Below are 21387 nucleotides of genomic sequence, written 5' to 3'. Positions count from 1 at the left end.
ATTCAATACATTGCATGAGTCTTGTAGGCCTGATAAGCGTAGCGCATCAGGCACGCTCGCATTGTTAACGCCATTAAATATCGATATTCGCCGCTTTCAGGGCGTTCTCTTCGATAAATGCACGACGCGGTTCAACGGCGTCGCCCATCAGCGTGGTGAACAGCTGGTCGGCGGCAATCGCATCTTTAACGGTAACGCGCAGCATACGACGGCTTTCCGGGTCCATCGTGGTTTCCCACAACTGTTCCGGGTTCATCTCGCCCAGACCTTTATAACGCTGGATGGAAAGACCACGACGGGACTCTTTCACCAGCCAGTCCAGCGCCTGCTCGAAGCTGGCTACCGGCTGAAGACGCTCGCCACGTTCGATAAACGCATCTTCTTCCAGCAAGCCACGCAGTTTCTCGCCCAGAGTGCAGATACGACGATATTCGCCACCGGTGATGAACTCGTGATCCAGCGGGTAGTCAGTATCCACGCCGTGGGTACGCACGCGAACAATCGGCTCGAACAGGTTTTTCTCGGCATTGGTGTGGACATCAAACTTCCACTGGCTGCCGTGCTGCTCTTTGTCGTTCAGTTCGCTGACCAGCGCGTTCACCCAGCGGGTAACGGTCTGCTCATCAGAGAGGTCGGCTTCCGTCAGCGTTGGCTGATAGATAAGCTCTTTCAGCATTGCTTTCGGATAACGACGCTCCATACGCACGATCATTTTCTGCGCCGCATTGTACTCAGACACCAGTTTTTCTAACGCTTCGCCCGCTAAAGCTGGTGCGCTGGCGTTGGTATGTAAGGAAGCACCATCCAGTGCGATGGAGATTTGGTACTGATCCATCGCTTCATCGTCTTTAATGTACTGTTCCTGCTTACCTTTCTTCACTTTGTACAGCGGCGGCTGGGCAATGTAAACGTGACCGCGTTCGATGATTTCCGGCATCTGACGATAGAAGAAGGTCAACAGCAGCGTACGAATGTGCGAACCGTCGACGTCCGCATCGGTCATGATGATGATGCTGTGATAACGCAGTTTGTCCGGGTTGTACTCGTCACGACCAATCCCGCAGCCAAGCGCGGTGATCAGCGTCGCCACTTCCTGGGAAGCCAGCATCTTATCGAAGCGGGCTTTCTCGACGTTGAGGATTTTACCTTTCAACGGCAGAATCGCCTGGTTCTTGCGGTTACGCCCCTGTTTTGCAGAGCCGCCCGCAGAGTCCCCTTCCACAAGGTACAGTTCGGAGAGCGCCGGATCGCGTTCCTGACAGTCCGCCAGTTTGCCCGGCAGGCCCGCTAAGTCCAGCGCACCTTTACGACGGGTCATTTCACGAGCGCGACGCGCAGCTTCACGGGCGCGGGCAGCATCGATAATTTTGCCAACCACGATTTTCGCGTCGGTCGGATTTTCCAGCAGGTATTCTGCCAGCAGTTCGTTCATCTGCTGTTCAACCGCCGATTTCACCTCAGAAGAAACCAGTTTGTCTTTGGTCTGGGAGGAGAATTTCGGGTCCGGCACTTTCACGGAGACAACGGCAATCAGGCCTTCACGCGCATCGTCACCGGTGGCACTGACTTTGGCTTTTTTGCTGTAGCCTTCTTTGTCCATGTAGGCGTTCAGGGTACGGGTCATCGCCGCACGGAAGCCTGCCAGGTGAGTACCGCCGTCACGCTGCGGAATGTTGTTGGTAAAGCAGTAGATGTTTTCCTGGAAGCCATCGTTCCACTGCAGCGCCACTTCAACGCCGATACCGTCTTTTTCGGTGGAGAAGTAGAAGATATTCGGGTGGATCGGCGTTTTGTTCTTGTTCAGATACTCAACGAACGCCTTGATACCGCCTTCATAGTGGAAGTGGTCTTCTTTACCATCACGCTTGTCTTTCAGACGAATGGAGACGCCGGAGTTGAGGAACGACAACTCACGCAGACGTTTCGCCAGAATTTCATATTCGAACTCGGTCACATTGGTGAAGGTTTCGAGGCTGGGCCAGAAACGCACCATCGTGCCGGTTTTATCGGTGTCGCCGGTAACCGCCAGCGGAGCCTGTGGTACACCGTGTTCGTAGATCTGACGGTGAATTTTACCCTCGCGCTGGATAACCAGCTCCAGTTTTTGCGACAGGGCGTTTACTACCGAAACACCAACGCCGTGCAGACCGCCGGACACTTTATAGGAGTTATCGTCAAATTTACCGCCTGCGTGCAGAACGGTCATGATCACTTCCGCCGCCGATACGCCCTCTTCCGGGTGAATACCGGTCGGAATACCGCGCCCGTCGTCCTGTACAGAGACAGAGTTATCGGCGTGAATGGTGACGATAATTTCTTTACAGTGACCCGCGAGCGCTTCGTCGATAGCGTTATCTACCACCTCGAATACCATGTGGTGCAGACCGGTGCCGTCATCCGTGTCGCCGATATACATACCCGGGCGCTTACGCACCGCATCCAGCCCTTTCAGGACTTTGATACTGGAGGAGTCATAAGAATTCGACATCAACGTTTCTCGCTCATTTATACTTGGGTTAATCCGTTATTTTACCCTTTTCCACGGTAAACATCTTCGAATTTTCGTCCGACATGTCTATAACGTGTTCAGCACTGATCGCGCTGACAAAGACCTGTGATTGCGTCGCTTTTAAGCGGCTGGCAAGCAACCCGCGACGCTCATCATCAAGCTCAGAGGCAAAATCATCTATCAGGTAGAGACACCGCCGCCCGCTTTCACGGGTGAGGAACTCTCCTTGCGCCAGACGTAAGGCGCACATCAGCAGTTTAAGCTGCCCACGCGATAAGGTATCTTCCACCGGCGCACCGTCGGCGCGAATGCGTAAGTCCGCTTTATGCGGGCCATGCGCGGTGTAGGTTAGCTGGCGATCGCGTTCAAAATTACGTTCCAGCACCTCAGCATATTCTGTCTCTTTCTCCCAGCCGCGCTGGAAAGAGAAAGTCAGAGAAAACTCAGGGAGAAATTGCTTACAGGTATCAGCCATATCGGCCGCGATACCGGCGCTATACTCCGCGCGCCAGGTGCTGATTTGCTCCGCCAGCGGGATCAGCTCTTTATCCCACGGGCGTAGCTGTTCGTAACGAGTCACCTGGCGCAGCGCCGCATTGCGCTGCTTGAGCAATCGCTTGAGATTGCTCCAGGCGGTGAAAAATCCGGGTTCGTTGTGAAAGCATCCCCAGTCGAGGAATGCTCTTCTGTATTTGGGGCCGCCGTTGAGTAAAGTAAACCCTTCAGGCGTTATCAGCTGCATTGGCATCAGATGCGCCAGCTCCGCGACTTTATGCCCGTCAGTACCGTCGATGCGGACTTTGCTGTCGCCCTGTTTGTCTTTGGTTAAGCCAATTGCCGTCTCGCGCTCTTCGCCCTGCAAACGCCCGTGGAGCACAAACGCTTCCTGCTCATGGCGAATAACGCGACCAATCTGCAAACTGCGAAACGCCCGACCGTGGCCGAGCGTATAGATGGCTTCCAGCACGCTGGTTTTGCCACTGCCGTTGGCACCTACCAGAAAGTTAAAGCCGGGAGATAAAGCGAGATCCGCGGTTTCGATATTGCGGAAATCGCGGATCAACAAGCGGGTGAGGGACATTACAGTCTCATTGGCATGACAACATAGGCAGCCGACTGTGATGCGGCATCTTCAATCTGCACGCTGGAAACCGAATCGGTCAGCATCATGCGCACGTTTTCGCATTTCAGCGCGTTCAGGACATCCAGCACATAGCTGACGTTGAAGCCGATTTCCATCTCCGCACCGCTATAGGTAACGTCGAGGATCTCTTCCGCTTCTTCCTGTTCCGGGTTATTGGCGGTGATTTTCAGCTGGTTTTCGCTGACATACAGACGCACACCGCGGAATTTCTCGTTAGAGAGAATTGCCGCACGAGCAAACGCCTGCTTGAGCAGATCGCAGCCAGCTTCCAGATGTTTGTCCGGGTTCTTCGGCAATACGCGGCGGTAATCCGGGAAGCGACCGTCCACCAGTTTGGAGGTGAAGATAAAGTCGCCAACGTGAGCGCGAATATTGTTGCTGCCAATCTGTACACGCAGCGGATTGTCGCCGCCGTCGAGCATACGCATCAGTTCAATCACGCCTTTACGCGGCACGATCACCGAATGGCTTGGCAAAGATTGACCAATTGGCATTGAACAGACCGCCAGACGGTGGCCGTCGGTCGCCACGGTGCGCAGTTCTTCACCTTCGGTTTCAAACAGCATACCGTTTAAGTAATAACGAACGTCCTGATGCGCCATAGAAAACTGGGTCGCTTCAATCAGACGCTTCATCGTCGCCTGTGGCAGGGTAAATTCGACTTCGCTCTGCCAGTCATCGAGGTTCGGGAAATCTGCCGCTGGCAGGGTGGAAAGCGAAAAACGGCTGCGCCCGGAGCGCACCAGCATCCGCTCACCTTCCAGCTGCACGGCAATTTCCGCGCCTTCAGGCAGACCACGGCAGATATCAAAGAATTTGCGCGCCGGAACGGTCGTCGCCCCTGGTTCGTGCGGCTGAACCAGCGCAACGCGTGCCACCATTTCCATCTCGAGATCAGTACCGGTCAGCGACAACGTACCGTCAGCAACCTGTAACAGCAGATTACCGAGAATCGGTAGCGTAGGACGACCACCTAACGGACCGCTCACCTGTTGTAGCGGTTTTAATAAATGCTCACGTTCTACGGTAAATTTCATAGGTTTACGATGACAATGTTCTGATTAAATTAGAGAAATCTTCTTTGATATCGTGGCTCTCTTCACGCAATTGCTCGATCTTACGGCAGGCATGAAGCACCGTCGTGTGGTCACGACCACCAAACGCATCGCCAATCTCCGGCAGACTGTGGTTAGTCAGTTCTTTCGCCAGCGCCATCGCCATCTGACGTGGACGCGCTACCGAGCGGGATCGACGTTTGGAAAGGAGATCCGCGACTTTGATCTTGTAGTACTCTGCCACCGTCTTCTGAATATTGTCGATAGTGACCAGTTTTTCCTGCAAAGCCAGTAAGTCGCGCAGCGCCTCACGTACGAAGTCAATCGTGATCGCCCGTCCGGTAAAGTTGGCGTTAGCAATGACGCGGTTCAGCGCCCCTTCCAGCTCACGTACGTTAGATCGTAGACGCTTGGCGATAAAGAACGCCACTTCGCCCGGCAAACGAATGTCGTTTTCGTCGGCCTTTTTCATCAGGATCGCCACGCGGGTTTCCAGCTCTGGCGGTTCGATCGCCACAGTCAGCCCCCAGCCGAAGCGAGATTTCAAACGATCCTCAACACCGTTGATCTCTTTCGGATAGCGATCCGACGTGAGGATGATCTGCTGATTACCTTCCAGCAGGGCGTTAAAGGTATGGAAAAACTCTTCCTGGGATCGTTCTTTATTGGCGAAAAACTGAATATCGTCGATCAGCAGCGCATCAACGGAACGGTAGTAGCGTTTAAACTCTTCGATCGCATTGTTTTGCAGGGCTTTTACCATGTCCTGAACAAAGCGTTCGGAGTGCATATAAACCACTTTGGCATTCGGCTTGCGCGCCATAATGCCATTACCCACCGCATGAAGCAGGTGAGTTTTACCCAGCCCCGTGCCGCCATAAAGGAACAGCGGGTTATAGGCGCCGCCCGGGTTGTCTGCCACCTGGCGAGCCGCCGCGCGCGCCAGTTGGTTAGATTTACCTTCGACGAAGTTATCAAACGTATGTTTAACGTTGACGTTGGAACGATAGGTCGGTTCTGCCGGAGCCGGAACGTTATCCCAGCCTGAGCGCGTAGAAGGCGCAGCACGTTGCGGCTGCACCTGCGCTGCCTGAGCGGGTGCAACTGTATTGCTGGCAGGGACTTTCAGCGTTTGTGTCACGGGCTTTGTGCCCACTTCAAAACGCAGCTGTGGGGCATCCGCTCCACAGAAACTGGTTAGCAGTCCATTGATATTATTGAGGTACTTGTCCCTTACCCAATCGAGGACAAAACGGTTTGGCGCGTACAAGGCCAGCGTGTTATCGCTCAGTTCCGCCTGCAATGGGCGTATCCACATACTGAATTCTGTGGCTGGTAACTCATCCTGCAATCGGGCAAGACACTGCTGCCAAAGCGAAAGTGACACGGCGGACTCCACTCGAACAAAAGTCGATTATGACTAAGGCTGAAACATTCATGATTGTTGACGCACGTCGAAAAGACCCTGCATGAGGGTGACGCACGAACCGCTGTCTGCGGTTATATGCCCGATCAAGATCCTGCAAAACGATCGGGACCGCGGATCATAGCCTAAACTGCGCAAGAGATCTTCTGTTTCTCACAGATTTTCCCGATTTATCCACAGGGCTTTCCAGAACTCGCTAAGTGTAAACGATCCTGCCGCAAGGCGGGCACGATTTACGCCGCATATTGGAAAATTTAATGACCTTAGACAAAATTAGGCTTAATCGATCTAATAAAGATCCTGGACGATCCTTGCGCTTTACCCGGTAGCCCGTATAATCCTCGCCCCGGCGCGCCATGCTGGTTTTCACTGGTGTGAAGCCGTACATTTTCCCAGCGAAAAGGTGCGGAAAAGCGCGGTAAATAAGGAAAGAGAATTGACTCCGGAGTGTACAATTATTACAATCCGGCCTCTTTAATCACCCATGGCTTCGGTGTCCATCGTTTCATTTTTCGGCGGATATCCAATAAAGCCATTGAATTTATTCAAGTTTAGGTAGAAATCGCCATGAAACGCACTTTTCAACCGTCTGTACTGAAGCGCAACCGTTCTCACGGCTTCCGTGCTCGTATGGCTACTAAAAATGGTCGTCAGGTTCTGGCACGTCGTCGTGCTAAAGGCCGCGCTCGTCTGACCGTTTCTAAGTAATATAGCTAACCCCTGCGTGGTTAAGCTCGCATTTCCCAGGGAGTTACGTTTGTTAACTCCCAGTCAATTCACATTCGTCTTCCAGCAGCCACAACGGGCTGGCACGCCGCAAATTACCATTCTCGGCCGCCTGAATTCGCTGGGGCATCCCCGTATCGGTCTTACTGTCGCCAAGAAAAACGTTCGACGCGCGCATGAACGCAATCGGATTAAACGTCTGACGCGTGAAAGCTTCCGTCTGCGCCAACATGAACTCCCGGCTATGGATTTCGTGGTGGTGGCGAAAAAAGGGGTTGCCGACCTCGATAACCGTGCTCTCTCGGAAGCGTTGGAAAAATTATGGCGCCGCCACTGTCGCCTGGCTCGCGGGTCCTGATAGCCCTCATTCGGGTCTATCAACGCCTGATTAGTCCGCTACTCGGGCCGCATTGTCGTTTCACTCCAACCTGTTCAAGCTACGGAATTGAGGCATTGCGCAGGTTTGGAGTGATAAAAGGCAGTTGGTTGACGGTGAAACGCGTATTAAAATGCCACCCTTTACACCCTGGTGGTGACGATCCCGTCCCGCCCGGACCATTTGATACCAGAGAACACTAACGATGGATTCGCAACGCAATCTTTTAGTCATCGCTTTGCTGTTCGTGTCTTTCATGATCTGGCAAGCCTGGGAGCAGGATAAAAACCCGCAACCTCAGGCCCAACAGACCACGCAGACAACGACCACCGCAGCGGGTAGCGCCGCCGACCAGGGCGTACCGGCCAGTGGCCAGGGGAAACTGATTTCTGTTAAGACCGACGTGCTTGATCTGACCATCAACACCCGTGGTGGTGATGTTGAACAGGCTCTGCTCCCGGCTTACCCGAAAGAGCTGAACTCTACCCAGCCGTTCCAGCTGCTGGAAACTTCACCGCAGTTTATTTATCAGGCACAGAGCGGTCTGACCGGTCGTGATGGCCCGGATAACCCGGCTAACGGCCCGCGTCCGCTGTATAACGTTGAAAAAGACGCTTATGTGCTGGCTGAAGGTCAAAACGAACTGCAGGTGCCGATGACGTATACCGACGCGGCAGGCAACACGTTTACCAAAACGTTTGTCCTGAAACGTGGTGATTACGCTGTCAACGTCAACTACAACGTGCAGAACGCTGGCGAAAAACCGCTGGAGATCTCCACCTTTGGCCAGTTGAAGCAATCCATCAATCTGCCACCGCATCTCGACACTGGAAGCAGCAACTTCGCACTGCATACCTTCCGTGGCGCGGCGTACTCCACGCCTGACGAGAAGTACGAGAAATACAAGTTCGATACCATTGCCGATAACGAAAACCTGAACATCTCTTCGAAAGGTGGTTGGGTGGCGATGCTGCAACAGTATTTCGCGACTGCGTGGATCCCGCATAACGACGGCACCAACAACTTCTACACCGCTAATCTGGGTAACGGCATCGCCGCTATCGGCTATAAATCTCAGCCGGTACTGGTTCAGCCAGGTCAGACTGGCGCGATGAACAGCACCCTGTGGGTCGGCCCTGAAATTCAGGACAAAATGGCAGCTGTTGCTCCGCACCTGGATCTGACCGTTGATTACGGTTGGTTGTGGTTCATCTCTCAGCCGCTGTTCAAACTGCTGAAATGGATCCATAGCTTTGTGGGTAACTGGGGCTTCTCCATTATCATCATCACCTTTATCGTTCGTGGCATCATGTACCCGCTGACCAAAGCGCAGTACACCTCCATGGCGAAGATGCGTATGCTGCAGCCGAAGATTCAGGCTATGCGTGAGCGTCTGGGCGATGACAAACAGCGTATCAGCCAGGAAATGATGGCGCTGTACAAAGCTGAGAAGGTTAACCCGCTGGGCGGCTGCTTCCCGCTGATTATCCAGATGCCAATCTTCCTGGCGTTGTACTACATGCTGATGGGTTCCGTTGAACTGCGTCAGGCGCCGTTTGCACTGTGGATCCACGACCTGTCTGCACAGGACCCGTACTACATCCTGCCGATCCTGATGGGCGTAACGATGTTCTTCATTCAGAAGATGTCGCCGACCACTGTGACCGACCCGATGCAGCAGAAGATCATGACCTTTATGCCGGTCATCTTCACCGTGTTCTTCCTGTGGTTCCCGTCAGGTCTGGTGCTGTACTATATCGTCAGCAACCTGGTTACCATTATTCAGCAGCAGCTGATTTACCGTGGTCTGGAAAAACGTGGCCTGCATAGCCGCGAGAAGAAAAAATCCTGATTCGGTGAGTTTTCGCTAAAATAAGGGCGGTCAGTTGACCGCCTTTTTTCTTTTCGTAGGGCGGATAAGCACCGCGCATCCGCCACACAAAGCAACAGGAACATCATGAGCGATAATGACACTATCGTAGCCCAGGCCACGCCTCCGGGACGTGGCGGCGTTGGCATCCTGCGCATCTCCGGCCTCAAAGCCCGTGAAGTTGCCGAAACCGTGCTGGGTAAACTGCCTAAGCCGCGCTACGCCGATTATCTTCCGTTTAAAGACGCCGACGGCAGCGTGCTCGATCAGGGGATTGCGCTATGGTTCCCTGGCCCGAACTCGTTCACCGGCGAAGATGTGCTGGAACTGCAGGGTCATGGCGGTCCGGTGATCCTCGACCTGCTGTTAAAACGTATTCTGACCATTCCCGGCCTGCGAATTGCCCGCCCGGGTGAGTTTTCCGAACGCGCGTTTCTTAACGATAAACTCGACTTAGCCCAGGCCGAGGCGATTGCCGATCTTATCGATGCCAGCTCGGAACAGGCAGCCCGTTCGGCGCTTAATTCGCTGCAAGGCGCATTCTCCGCACGGGTCAACCATCTGGTGGAAGCCCTCACCCACTTGCGCATTTACGTCGAAGCGGCGATTGATTTCCCCGATGAAGAGATCGATTTCCTCTCGGACGGCAAAATTGAAGCCCAACTCAATGGCGTAATTGCCGATCTTGACGCAGTACGCGCCGAAGCTCGTCAGGGCAGCCTGTTGCGCGAAGGGATGAAGGTGGTGATTGCCGGACGTCCTAACGCCGGTAAATCGAGCCTGCTAAACGCGCTGGCTGGGCGTGAAGCAGCAATTGTGACTGATATCGCCGGAACCACACGTGACGTGCTGCGTGAGCATATCCACATTGACGGAATGCCGCTGCATATCATCGACACCGCCGGGTTACGTGAAGCCAGTGACGAAGTGGAACGTATTGGTATCGAGCGTGCGTGGCAGGAAATTGAACAGGCCGACCGCGTGCTGTTTATGGTCGATGGCACCACGACAGACGCTGTTGATCCGGCAGAGATCTGGCCGGAATTTATCGCCCGTCTGCCTGCGAAACTACCGATCACCGTGGTGCGCAATAAAGCCGATATCACCGGCGAAACGCTGGGAATGAGCGAAGTGAACGGTCACGCGTTGATTCGTCTCTCGGCAAGAACTGGTGAAGGTGTGGACGTGCTGCGTAACCATCTCAAACAGAGCATGGGCTTTGACACCAACATGGAAGGCGGCTTCCTGGCGCGCCGTCGTCACCTACAGGCGCTGGAACAGGCGGCGGAGCATTTGCAGCAAGGTAAAGCACAGCTGTTGGGCGCATGGGCTGGCGAATTGCTGGCGGAAGAGCTGCGCCTGGCGCAGCAGAACTTGAGCGAGATTACCGGGGAGTTTACCTCTGACGACCTACTGGGGCGGATTTTCTCCAGCTTCTGTATCGGTAAGTAACCGCACTTACTAAGCCGCATCTGGTAATCAGGATGCGGCTTTGTTTTCCTGCTTGCATACTTTTTATTAATCAATTCATCTTATAAACATTAAATTTTTAATGCAGCGTATTTTTCTGAGAAAAAGCATTTAATAATGCGTCTCGAACGATTGTGATTCGATTCACATTTAATAAACTTAGGAATAGATATAAAAATCTTAATGTAATAGTGTAGCAACATGTCTTTCGAGGATAAGTGCATTATGAATATCTTACATATATGTGTGACCTCAAAGTGGTTCAATATTGACAACAAGATTGTCGATCACCGCCCTTAATTTGCCCTTCTGTAGCTATCACCAGAGTCAAACCAATTAGATTCAATGTGATCTATTAGTTTGCCATGCCTTAATTTTACCTTTTAGACAAGCCATTATTTCTTTATCTATTTGCTCGTCTAAATAAATGTACTCACATACATAAATATGGTGAATTAATGGTTATTGCAGACGCAATATTCACAGGGATCACTGTAATTAAAATAAATGAAGGATTATGCAATGGAAAACTTTAAACATCTCCCTGAACCGTTCCGCATTCGTGTTATTGAGCCAGTAAAACGTACGACTCGCGCTTACCGTGAAGAAGCGATTATTAAATCTGGTATGAACCCGTTCCTGCTGGATAGCGAAGATGTGTTTATCGATTTACTGACCGACAGCGGCACCGGGGCGGTAACTCAAAGTATGCAGGCAGCGATGATGCGCGGCGACGAAGCCTACAGTGGCAGCCGCAGCTACTATGCGTTAGCCGAATCAGTAAAAAATATCTTTGGTTATCAATACACTATTCCGACCCACCAGGGCCGTGGCGCAGAGCAAATCTATATTCCAGTACTGATTAAAAAACGCGAGCAGGAAAAAGGTCTGGATCGCAGCAAAATGGTGGCGTTCTCTAACTATTTCTTCGATACCACTCAGGGCCATAGCCAGATTAACGGCTGTACCGTGCGTAACGTCTATATCAAAGAAGCCTTCGATACTGGCGTACGTTACGACTTTAAAGGCAACTTTGACCTCGAAGGATTAGAACGCGGTATTGAAGAAGTTGGCCCGAATAACGTGCCGTATATCGTTGCGACCATTACCAGCAACTCCGCAGGTGGCCAGCCGGTTTCACTGGCAAATATGAAAGCGATGTACAGCATTGCGAAGAAATACGATATTCCGGTAGTGATGGACTCCGCGCGCTTTGCCGAAAACGCCTATTTCATCAAACAGCGTGAAGCGGAATATAAAGACTGGACTATCGAGCAGATCACTCGCGAAACCTATAAATATGCCGATATGCTGGCGATGTCCGCCAAGAAAGATGCGATGGTACCGATGGGCGGCCTGCTGTGCGTGAAAGACGACAGCTTCTTCGATGTCTACACCGAATGCAGAACGCTGTGCGTAGTGCAGGAAGGCTTCCCAACTTATGGTGGTCTGGAAGGCGGTGCGATGGAGCGTCTGGCGGTGGGGCTGTATGACGGCATGAACCATGACTGGCTGGCTTATCGTATTGCGCAGGTGCAGTATCTGGTCGATGGTCTGGAAGAGATTGGCGTAGTATGCCAGCAGGCGGGCGGTCATGCGGCGTTCGTTGATGCCGGTAAACTGTTGCCACATATCCCGGCAGATCAATTCCCGGCACAGGCACTGGCGTGCGAATTGTATAAAGTCGCCGGTATCCGTGCGGTAGAAATTGGTTCCTTCCTGTTAGGTCGCGATCCGAAAACCGGTAAACAACTGCCTTGCCCGGCAGAACTGCTGCGTTTAACCATTCCACGCGCAACATATACCCAAACACATATGGACTTCATTATTGAAGCCTTCAAACATGTGAAAGAGAACGCGACAAATATTAAAGGATTAACCTTTACCTACGAACCAAAAGTATTGCGTCACTTCACCGCAAAACTGAAAGAAGTTTAATTAACACTACAGAGTGGCTATAAGGATGTTAGCCACTCTATTTCCCCTACACCCTCAATAACAAAAATAGCCTTCCTCTAAAGGTGGCATCATGACTGATCAATCAGAAAAAAAGCACTCTGCATTTTGGGGTGTTATGGTTATAGCCGGTACAGTAATTGGCGGTGGGATGTTTGCTTTACCTGTTGACCTTGCCGGTGCCTGGTTTTTTTGGGGCGCTTTTATTCTTATTATCGCCTGGTTTTCAATGTTACATTCAGGCCTATTATTATTAGAAGCGAACTTAAATTACCCCGTCGGCTCCAGTTTTAACACCATCACCAAAGATTTAATTGGCAACACCTGGAACATTATTAGCGGTATTACCGTCGCCTTCGTTCTCTATATTCTCACTTATGCTTATATCTCTGCTAACGGCGCAATCATTAGCGAAACGATATCGATGAATTTGGGCTATCACGCTAATCCACGCATTGTCGGGATCTGTACGGCCATTTTCGTTGCCAGCGTATTGTGGATAAGCTCTTTAGCCGCCAGTCGTATTACCTCGTTGTTCCTCGGGCTGAAGATTATCTCCTTTGTGATCGTGTTTGGTTCTTTCTTCTTCCAGGTCGATTATTCCATTCTGCGCGATTCCACCAGCACGACTGCGGGGACGTCTTACTTCCCGTATATCTTTATGGCTTTGCCGGTGTGTCTGGCGTCATTTGGTTTCCACGGCAATATTCCCAGTCTGATTATTTGCTATGGCAAAAAGAAAGATAAACTAATCAAAAGCGTAGTTTTCGGCTCGCTGCTGGCACTGGTGATTTATCTCTTCTGGCTTTATTGCACGATGGGGAATATCTCGCGAGAAAGTTTTAAAGCGATTATCTCCTCGGGCGGCAACGTTGATTCACTGGTAAAAACGTTCCTCGGCACCAAACAGCATGGCATTATCGAATTTTGCCTGCTGGTGTTCTCCAACTTAGCTGTCGCCAGTTCGTTCTTTGGCGTCACGCTTGGGCTGTTCGATTACCTGGCGGATCTGTTTAAGATTGATAACTCCCACGGCGGACGTTTCAAAACCGTGCTGTTAACCTTCCTGCCACCCGCTTTGTTGTATCTCGTCTTCCCGAATGGCTTTATTTACGGGATTGGCGGTGCCGGACTGTGCGCCACCATCTGGGCGGTCATTATCCCCGCGGTACTGGCAATCAAAGCCCGCAAGAAGTTTCCCAATCAGATATTCACGGTCTGGGGCGGCAATCTTATTCCGGCGATTGTCATTCTCTTTGGTATCACCGTGATTTTGTGCTGGTTCGGCAACGTCTTTAACGTGTTACCTAAATTTGGCTAATCCCTTAAAGAAGCCAGCGGTCATTCGCTGGCTTCTTGCCTGAAAGGAAATCTCTTTTGTCCAAATGGCAACTCGCCTGATTCTCCTTCACCACGTATGCTTTGCGTCACCTTCCCGTCAGGACGCTTTATCCCATGTCCCGCTTTTTAATTTGTAGTTTTGCTCTGGTTTTACTCTATCCCGCAGGTATTGATATGTACCTGGTCGGCTTACCGCGCATCGCCACCGATCTCAATGCCAGCGAAGCGCAGTTGCATATTGCGTTCTCCGTTTACCTTGCGGGGATGGCAGCAGCAATGTTATTTGCCGGGAAAGTGGCCGACCGTTCAGGGAGAAAACCTGTCGCCATCCCCGGCGCGGCGCTATTTATTATCGCCTCTGTGCTCTGTTCACTGGCTGAAACCAGCGCGTTATTTCTTGCAGGGCGCTTTCTACAGGGACTGGGCGCGGGCTGTTGTTACGTGGTGGCGTTCGCCATTTTGCGCGACACGCTGGATGATCGACGTCGGGCAAAAGTGCTGTCATTACTCAACGGCATTACCTGCATCATTCCGGTGTTAGCGCCAGTGCTTGGCCACCTGATTATGCTTAAGTTCCCGTGGCAGAGCCTGTTCTGGGTAATGGCGCTGATGGGTGTCGCGGTACTCATGTTGTCATTGTTTATTTTAAAAGAAACCCGCCCTGCGGCACCTGCCGTTTCGGGCAAAACACGAGAAAATACCGAGTCTTTGCTTAACCGCTTTTTCCTCAGCCGAGTGCTTATCACCACCCTCAGCGTCTCAGTCATACTTACCTTCGTGAATACGTCGCCAGTATTGATGATGGAAATCATGGGCTTTGCGCGCGGAGAATACGCCACCATTATGGCGTTGACCGCAGGTGTTAGCATGACCGTATCATTCTCCACGCCATTTGCGTTGGGGATTTTTAAGCCACGTACGTTGATGATCACCTCGCAGGTGTTATTTCTGGCGGCGGGAATCATCCTTGCGGTTTCGCCTTCCCATGCAGTTTCGCTGTTTGGCATCACGTTGATTTGCGCTGGTTTTTCGGTGGGATTCGGCGTGGCAATGAGTCAGGCGTTAGGGCCGTTTTCATTACGCGCGGGCGTAGCCAGTTCGACATTAGGCATTGCACAGGTTTGCGGTTCATCACTGTGGATTTGGCTAGCGGCGGTAGTCGGCGTAGGCGCATGGAATATGCTGATCGGGATTCTGATTGCCTGTAGCATAGTGAGCCTGTTGCTGATTATGCTCGTCGCGCCTGGACGCCCCGTTACCGCTCATGAAGAAATCCATCACCACACTTGATCTGAATTTGCTGCTCTGCCTGCAACTGCTGATGCAGGAGCGCAGCGTGACCAAAGCGGCGAAGCGGATGAACGTGACGCCTTCGGCGGTGAGCAAATCTCTGGCAAAGCTTCGGATATGGTTTGATGACCTGCTCTTTGTGAACTCACCGCTGGGCCTGACGCCAACGCCGCTGATGGTCAGCATGGAGCAAAATCTGGCGGAGTGGATGCAAATGAGCAATCTGCTGCTGGATAAACCGCACCACCAAACGCCACGTGGTCTGAAGTTTGAGCTGGCAGCAGAATCGCCGCTGATGATGATTATGTTTAATGCGCTGTCGAAACATATTTACCAGCGTTACCCACAGGCGACGATTAAACTGCGCAACTGGGATTATGACTCGTTGGATGCAATTATTCGTGGCGAAGTGGATATCGGTTTTACCGGACGAGAAAGCCACCCTCGCTCGCGAGAACAGCTTAGTCTTCTGCCGTTGTCTATTGATTATGACGTATTATTTACAGACTTACCGTGCGTCTGGTTGCGCAAAGATCATCCGGCGCTGCGTGAAGAATGGGATCTGGATACTTTTTTACGTTATCCACATATCAGCATTTGCTGGGAACAGAGCGATACCTGGGCGCTGGACAATGTGTTGCAGGAATCAGGACGCGAACGCACGATTGCCATGAGTCTGCCGGAATTCGAGCAGTCACTGTTTATGGCGGCGCAGCCAGACAATTTGCTACTGGCGACCGCACCGCGCTACTGTCAGTATTACAACCAACTCCACCAGCTGCCACTGGTTGCACTCCCTCTCCCGTTTGACGAAATCCAGCAAAAAAAGCTGGAAGTGCCGTTTACTCTGCTGTGGCACAAACGGAACAGCCATAACCCGAAGATCGTCTGGTTACGGGAAACCATTAAAAATCTTTACGCCTCGATGACATAATTAAATCGTATAAAACGCGACCATATTTCGCGATAAAATGTAAAAAACATGTAATAAATTTGTCTGAATCGAACTTTTCGCCGCTTTAGTCTGTCCATAATTTCAGTAAATGATTACTCTGTATTCATAATGGACCATTAAGCATGGAGCGAAAAATGGCGACTCACTTTGCCCGAGGGATTTTAACGGAAGGACACCTGATATCTGTTCGTCTACCCTCCCAGTGTCATCAAGAAGCCCTAAATCTTCCCCCTCATCGTCAAAGTCGTTTCCTGGCGTCCAGAGGTTTACTCGCAGAACTGATGTTCTTGCTGTACGGCATTAGTGAATTGCCGGAAATCGTCACCCAGGCAAAAGGAAAGCCGGTTTTCCACGATAGAAATTTACCATCATTTTCAATAGCCTATGCCGGAAACATGGTCGGAGTGGCATTAACAACTGAAGGTGAATGTGGCCTCGATATGGAACTACAGCGCGCGACTCGTGGGTTTCATAGCCCTCACGCGCCCGATAACCATGCTTTTTCCAGCAATGAATCACTATGGATCAGTAAGCAAAACGATCCTAACGAAGCGCGAGCGCAGCTCATCACGCTGCGCCGAAGCGTGCTAAAACTTACCGGTGATGTTTTGAATGACGACCCGCGAAATCTGCAGTTGATGCCCATTGCGGGACGCCTGAAATGTGCCCATGTAAATCATGTAGAAGCGATATGCGACGCAGAGGAAGTGCTGGTATGGTCCGTGGCGGTCAGCCCAGCGATTGAAAAGCTCAATGTCTGGGAGTTTGATGGCAAGCAAGGCTGGAAAAGCCTGCCGGATATTCACAGCCGCGCCAATAATCCTACCAGCCGGATGATGCGTTTTGCCCAGCTCTCTACCGTGAAGTCATTTTTGCCAAATTGATAGACAACCACAGGAGTCATCATGTCTGAAAAATTGAAGGTGGTTACGTTATTGGGAAGCCTGCGCAAAGGTTCATTTAATGGCATGGTTGCACGTACCCTGCCGAAAATTGCCCCAGCGGGTATGGAAGTTAACGCGTTGCCATCTATTGCTGACATTCCCTTATATGACGCAGACGTACAGCAGGAAGACGGTTTTCCAGCAACGGTTGAAGCTCTGGCGGAACAGATTCGTCAGGCGGATGGTGTGGTGATCGTGACGCCGGAATATAACTACTCGGTGCCGGGTGGACTGAAAAATGCCATCGACTGGCTTTCCCGCCTGCCCGATCAGCCATTGGCCGGTAAACCGGTGTTGATTCAGACCAGCTCAATGGGCGTAATTGGCGGCGCACGCTGTCAGTATCATCTGCGCCAGATTCTGGTCTTCCTGGATGCAATGGTAATGAACAAACCAGAGTTTATGGGCGGCGTGATTCAGAACAAAGTCGATCCACAGACTGGAGAAGTGATTGATCCGGGAACGCTGGACCACCTGACCGGGCAGTTGACCGCATTTGGCGAGTTTATTCAACGCGTTAAGATCTAAATAAAAAACCCGCCAGCAATCATGCATGGCGGGTTTTTAACGCGCTATCGATTTTAGTGGGCGTCGATAAAGACAATTTTCAGCACAAACAGCAGCGCCACGATAATCACGCACGGGCTAAGGTCGCGCAGACGGCCTGTACCGATTTTCATCACGCAGTAGGAGATAAAGCCCAGCGCAATACCTTCGGTAATCGAGAAGCTAAACGGCATCATCACGGCAGTAATAAACGCCGGAACGGATTCGGTGAGATCCTGCCATTTCACACGCGCAAGACTTGAGGTCATCAATACGCCAACGTAAATGAGCGCGCCAGCCGCGGCGTAGCCAGGCACCATCCCCGCCAGCGGCGACAGGAAGATAACCAGCAGGAACAGCAAACCAACAACCACTGCCGTCAGACCAGTACGCCCACCAACGGAAACACCGGAGGAGGACTCAATATACGCCGTAACAGAAGAAGTACCGATAAACGAACCGGTCACGGAAGAGATACTGTCGACATACAGCGCCTGCTTCATGCGCGGGAATTTACCTTTCTCATCCGCCAGACCTGCTTTATCAGTCACGCCAATCAGCGTACCGGAGGAGTCAAACAGGTTAACCAGCATGAAAGAGAAAATCACGCCAGCCAGTCCGAGGTTGAATGAACCAGCTAAATCCACATGCCCCACCACGGTCATCACGCTCGGCGGCGCGGAGACAATGCCGTTGTAGTGCACATCACCCAACATCCAGCCCAGCAGCGTTGTCACCACGATAGAAACCAGCACCGCCGCGTGGATGTTACGTGAAGCCAGAATGGCGATGATGAAGAAGCCGAGGATACCCAGCAGCACACTGTGAGAAGTCAGATTACCGATACTCACCAGCGTTTCCGGATTAGCGACAATCACACCTGCGTTTTTCAGCCCCATCATGCCAATGAACAGGCCGATACCGCTGGTGATCCCCACACGCAGACTCACCGGAATGTTGGCAATCATCCAGTAGCGAACGCGGAAGATTGTCAGTAACAGCAGACCAATCGCGCCCCAGAAGATTGCGCCCATCCCGACCTGCCACGGCAAGCCCATCGCCTGTACAACCACAAAAGCGAAGAACGCATTCAGGCCCATAGCGGGTGCCAGCGCGACTGGCAGGTTAGCAAACAGCCCCATCAGAATACTGCCGAACGCAGCAATCAGACAGGTGGTGACGAAGACGGCGCTGGTGTCCATGCCAGCAACGCCAAGAATTTGCGGGTTAACAAAAACGATGTAAACCATCGTCAGGAAGGTGGTAAAACCGGCGATCACTTCGGTCCGTGCCGTCGTGCCATGTTCGCGCAGTTTAAACACGCGTTCCAGCATCCCCTGGCCAGAAGCCTGGGTTGTGTGTTGTTGACTCATTATCTATTTCCGAACAAGGAGGGAAAATACGTCGCTATCGTATACCAAAATGAGACAATATGGATGGCTGAAGATAACTTTTTTTCATTGTATTCGCTTATACGGCAACGATTGCGTCATGCGAATATGCCTGACGAAAACGTTAAACTAACGATAAAGGAAAGACATGTCCCAGATAGAAGCGGTATTTTTCGACTGCGACGGTACGCTGGTCGACAGTGAGGTCATTTGCTCCCGTGCCTATGTCACGATGTTCAGGGAATTTGGCATTAACGTTGACCTTGAAGAAATATTTACCCGCTTTAAAGGCGTAAAACTCTACGAAATCATCGACATCATTAGCAAAGAACAGGGCGTAGAAATGGTCCGTGCCGATGCCGAACACGTTTATCGTGCGGAAGTGGCGCGACTGTTTGATAGCGAGCTTGAGGTGATTGCAGGAGCGAACGAATTGCTGGCTAGTGTGAAAGTGCCGATGTGCGTCGTCTCTAACGGCCCGGTCAGCAAGATGCAGCATTCGCTTGGTAAGCTCAATATGCTGCACTATTTCCCGGAAAAACTGTTCAGCGGTTACGACATTCAGCGTTGGAAGCCCGACCCGGCATTAATGTTCCATGCGGCAAAAGCGATGAATGTGAACGTTGAAAACTGCATTCTGGTCGATGACTCCAGCGCCGGTGCGCAGTCAGGAATCGATGCCGGTATGGAAGTGTTTTACTTCTGCGCTGACCCGCACAATAAGCCGATCGTTCATCCGAAAGTCACCACCTTTACCGAGTTGGCGCAGTTACCTGCGCTCTGGAAGGCACGAGGCTGGAATATTACGGCATAACGCTTCAAACTCCCTTCACTTACCCCGCCCGGCAAGGCGCTCAAAGGTAAGCAAAGGGAGTTTGATATGTCAGTTCAACGTCGGGTAATGCATCACGCGTCTACCAGGATTCGGTATTTAATATCCTGAAACAGACTCTTTACGCTAAGCGGGATGCTTTATCTTTAAGCTACTCAAAAGCAGACAGGATGTTTCTATGACTCAAAATATCAGGCCGTTACCCCTATTCAAATATCATCCAAAACCACTGGAAACAGGCGCATTTAAGCAGGATAAAACCGTAGAGTGCGATTGCTGTGAACAACCGACGTCAGTTTATTACTCTGGTCCTTTTTATTGTGTTGATGAAGTTGAATATCTCTGTCCGTGGTGCATTGCGGACGGTTCTGCGGCAGAAAAGTTTGCAGGTAGTTTTCAGGATGATACAAACATTGAAGGCGTTGAATTTGAGTATGATGAAGAGGACGAATTTGCCGGTGTTAAGAACACATATCCTGACGAAATGCTGAAAGAGTTGGTTGAACGCACGCCAGGTTATCATGGATGGCAGCAGGAATTCTGGCTCGCACATTGTGGCGATTTCTGTGCTTTTATCGGCTATGTGGGCTGGAATGAGATAAAAGATCGCCTCGATGAATTTGCCAATCTTGAAGAAGATTGTGAAAATTTCGGTATTAAAAATTCAGATCTAGCTAAATGTTTGCAAAACGGCGGTGATTGTCAGGGTTATCTGTTCCGCTGTCTCCACTGCGGTAAGCTGAGACTGTGGGGCGATTTTTCGTAATGCTACTCTGCCCGGTAAGTTTTACCGGGCAGAGAGCCAGGTGCAGCGCACGCTTAGCGTTACGCTTTCGAATCTTTCTCTGCCAGCAATTTATCCAACTCATCGCCGCCGACGTGACGGAAATCCTGACCCTTCACGTAGTAGAAGATGTATTCGCAGATATTCTGGCAGCGGTCACCAATACGTTCGATTGAACGTGCGCAAAACAGCGCGGTAAGTACGCTCGGAATGGTGCGCGAATCTTCCATCATGTAGGTCATCAACTGACGAACAATCCCTTCGTACTCCTGATCGACTTTTTTATCTTCACGATAAATACGCACCGCTTCGTCAATATCCATACGCGCAAACGCGTCCAGCACGTCGTGCAACATCTGGATAGTGTGACGCCCCAGTGATTCCAGGCTTACCAGCAACGGCTGATGCTGCTGGGAGAATTTCTCCAGTGCAGTGCGACAGATTTTATCCGCCACGTCGCCAATACGCTCCAGTTCGGAAATGGTTTTACTGATCACCATCACCAGACGCAGGTCGCTCGCCGTCGGCTGACGTTTGGCAATAATGCGCACGCAGGCTTCATCGATCGCCACTTCCATCATGTTGACGTTCTTGTCGCCTTCGATCACGCGCTTCGCCAGATCGCTGTCCTGGTTATGCATCGCGGTGATTGCATCAGAAAGCTGCTGCTCCACCATGCCGCCCATGGTCATCACCTGCGTGCGGATACTTTCCAGTTCGGCGTTGAACTGGCCGGAAATATGTTTATTAAGATTGAGACTGTCCATAACGC

General features: G+C 51.5%; 21 protein-coding genes. 15 read left to right on the top strand and 6 right to left on the bottom strand.

The window, feature by feature from the left end; genetic code table 11:
• Positions 1–73: 73 nt before the first annotated feature.
• The 4 genes from gyrB to dnaA are packed head-to-tail and all read right to left on the bottom strand — an operon-like array spanning position 74 to position 6095.
• Positions 74–2488 carry a DNA topoisomerase (ATP-hydrolyzing) subunit B gene (gene gyrB, locus AACU94_RS20640; protein ID WP_135488534.1) on the bottom strand — a complete coding sequence of 805 codons (2415 nt, stop codon included), beginning with the start codon at positions 2486–2488 and terminating at the stop codon, positions 74–76.
• Positions 2489–2516: 28 nt separating this feature from the next.
• Positions 2517–3590, bottom strand: coding sequence for a DNA replication/repair protein RecF (recF, locus tag AACU94_RS20635; protein WP_000060112.1), 1074 nt, complete (start codon positions 3588–3590; stop codon positions 2517–2519).
• The gene (gene dnaN / locus AACU94_RS20630; protein ID WP_000673464.1) at positions 3590–4690 is read right to left on the bottom strand and encodes a DNA polymerase III subunit beta; all 1101 of its coding nucleotides are present in this window, start codon (positions 4688–4690) and stop codon (positions 3590–3592) included. The genes recF and dnaN overlap by 1 nt, the downstream gene beginning before the upstream one ends.
• Before the next feature lie 4 nt (positions 4691–4694).
• Complete coding sequence (dnaA, locus tag AACU94_RS20625) at positions 4695–6095, bottom strand: chromosomal replication initiator protein DnaA (RefSeq protein ID WP_000059100.1); 1401 nt, start codon at positions 6093–6095, stop codon at positions 4695–4697.
• 296 nt (positions 6096–6391) lie between these two features.
• Here dnaA and AACU94_RS20620 point away from each other — a divergent pair, with 296 nt between their 5' ends.
• The 13 genes from AACU94_RS20620 (at position 6392) to yieF (ending at position 17590) form a co-directional block, all read left to right on the top strand.
• Positions 6392–6463, top strand: a complete 72-nt coding sequence (locus tag AACU94_RS20620; protein WP_123057980.1) for a hypothetical protein — start codon at positions 6392–6394, stop codon at positions 6461–6463.
• Positions 6464–6701: 238 nt separating this feature from the next.
• Positions 6702–6842: a 50S ribosomal protein L34 gene (gene rpmH / locus AACU94_RS20615; protein WP_000831330.1), complete on the top strand. Its 141-nt coding sequence runs from the start codon at positions 6702–6704 to the stop codon at positions 6840–6842.
• 16 nt (positions 6843–6858) lie between these two features.
• The gene (gene rnpA, locus AACU94_RS20610) at positions 6859–7218 is read left to right on the top strand and encodes a ribonuclease P protein component (RefSeq protein ID WP_000239730.1); all 360 of its coding nucleotides are present in this window, start codon (positions 6859–6861) and stop codon (positions 7216–7218) included.
• Positions 7182–7439 carry a membrane protein insertion efficiency factor YidD gene (gene yidD / locus AACU94_RS20605; RefSeq protein WP_001307474.1) on the top strand — a complete coding sequence of 86 codons (258 nt, stop codon included), beginning with the start codon at positions 7182–7184 and terminating at the stop codon, positions 7437–7439. Before rnpA ends, yidD begins: the two co-directional genes overlap by 37 nt.
• Positions 7440–7441: 2 nt before the next feature.
• A complete protein-coding gene (gene yidC, locus AACU94_RS20600; RefSeq protein WP_064525945.1) occupies positions 7442–9088 on the top strand; it encodes a membrane protein insertase YidC in 1647 nt (548 codons plus the stop codon).
• A gap of 105 nt (positions 9089–9193) precedes the next feature.
• Positions 9194–10558: a tRNA uridine-5-carboxymethylaminomethyl(34) synthesis GTPase MnmE gene (gene mnmE / locus AACU94_RS20595; RefSeq protein WP_135488533.1), complete on the top strand. Its 1365-nt coding sequence runs from the start codon at positions 9194–9196 to the stop codon at positions 10556–10558.
• Positions 10559–10801: 243 nt separating this feature from the next.
• Positions 10802–10876 carry a tryptophanase leader peptide gene (gene tnaC / locus AACU94_RS20590; RefSeq protein ID WP_001364348.1) on the top strand — a complete coding sequence of 25 codons (75 nt, stop codon included), beginning with the start codon at positions 10802–10804 and terminating at the stop codon, positions 10874–10876.
• A 222-nt stretch (positions 10877–11098) separates the two neighbouring features.
• Entirely contained in the window at positions 11099–12514 is a 1416-nt protein-coding gene (gene tnaA / locus AACU94_RS20585) for a tryptophanase (RefSeq protein ID WP_130206804.1), read from the top strand.
• A 91-nt stretch (positions 12515–12605) separates the two neighbouring features.
• A complete protein-coding gene (gene tnaB / locus AACU94_RS20580; RefSeq protein WP_130215102.1) occupies positions 12606–13853 on the top strand; it encodes a low affinity tryptophan permease TnaB in 1248 nt (415 codons plus the stop codon).
• Positions 13854–13987: 134 nt separating this feature from the next.
• Positions 13988–15163: a multidrug efflux MFS transporter MdtL gene (gene mdtL / locus AACU94_RS20575; protein ID WP_135488532.1), complete on the top strand. Its 1176-nt coding sequence runs from the start codon at positions 13988–13990 to the stop codon at positions 15161–15163.
• Positions 15138–16097 (top strand): HTH-type transcriptional regulator YidZ, encoded by a 960-nt coding sequence (yidZ, locus tag AACU94_RS20570; RefSeq protein ID WP_130258393.1) that lies wholly within the window; start codon positions 15138–15140, stop codon positions 16095–16097. Before mdtL ends, yidZ begins: the two co-directional genes overlap by 26 nt.
• Positions 16098–16252: 155 nt before the next feature.
• The gene (locus AACU94_RS20565) at positions 16253–17002 is read left to right on the top strand and encodes a 4'-phosphopantetheinyl transferase family protein (RefSeq protein WP_130258394.1); all 750 of its coding nucleotides are present in this window, start codon (positions 16253–16255) and stop codon (positions 17000–17002) included.
• Positions 17003–17023: 21 nt separating this feature from the next.
• On the top strand, positions 17024–17590 hold the full coding sequence (gene yieF, locus AACU94_RS20560; RefSeq protein ID WP_130215096.1) for a class I chromate reductase YieF: 567 nt from the start codon (positions 17024–17026) through the stop codon (positions 17588–17590).
• A 53-nt stretch (positions 17591–17643) separates the two neighbouring features.
• On the opposite strand, the gene adeP is transcribed toward yieF, so the two are convergent.
• Entirely contained in the window at positions 17644–18981 is a 1338-nt protein-coding gene (gene adeP, locus AACU94_RS20555; RefSeq protein ID WP_064525932.1) for an adenine permease AdeP, read from the bottom strand.
• 166 nt (positions 18982–19147) lie between these two features.
• Here adeP and yieH point away from each other — a divergent pair, with 166 nt between their 5' ends.
• Positions 19148–19813, top strand: a complete 666-nt coding sequence (gene yieH / locus AACU94_RS20550; RefSeq protein ID WP_135403725.1) for a 6-phosphogluconate phosphatase — start codon at positions 19148–19150, stop codon at positions 19811–19813.
• A gap of 196 nt (positions 19814–20009) precedes the next feature.
• Positions 20010–20597, top strand: a complete 588-nt coding sequence (gene cbrC / locus AACU94_RS20545; RefSeq protein WP_130222515.1) for a PF03691 family colicin E2 tolerance protein CbrC — start codon at positions 20010–20012, stop codon at positions 20595–20597.
• Positions 20598–20656: 59 nt separating this feature from the next.
• Here the strand turns inward: cbrC and phoU are convergent, their stop codons facing one another.
• The gene (gene phoU, locus AACU94_RS20540; protein WP_130206818.1) at positions 20657–21382 is read right to left on the bottom strand and encodes a phosphate signaling complex protein PhoU; all 726 of its coding nucleotides are present in this window, start codon (positions 21380–21382) and stop codon (positions 20657–20659) included.
• Positions 21383–21387: the final 5 nt, after the last annotated feature.

The sequence above is a fragment of the Escherichia sp. E4702 genome (assembly GCF_963883545.1).
Classification (GTDB): Bacteria; Pseudomonadota; Gammaproteobacteria; order Enterobacterales; family Enterobacteriaceae; genus Escherichia.
The sequence above is the reverse complement of the archived record's forward strand: the minus strand, read 5'-3'. Positions and strand labels throughout refer to the sequence as shown.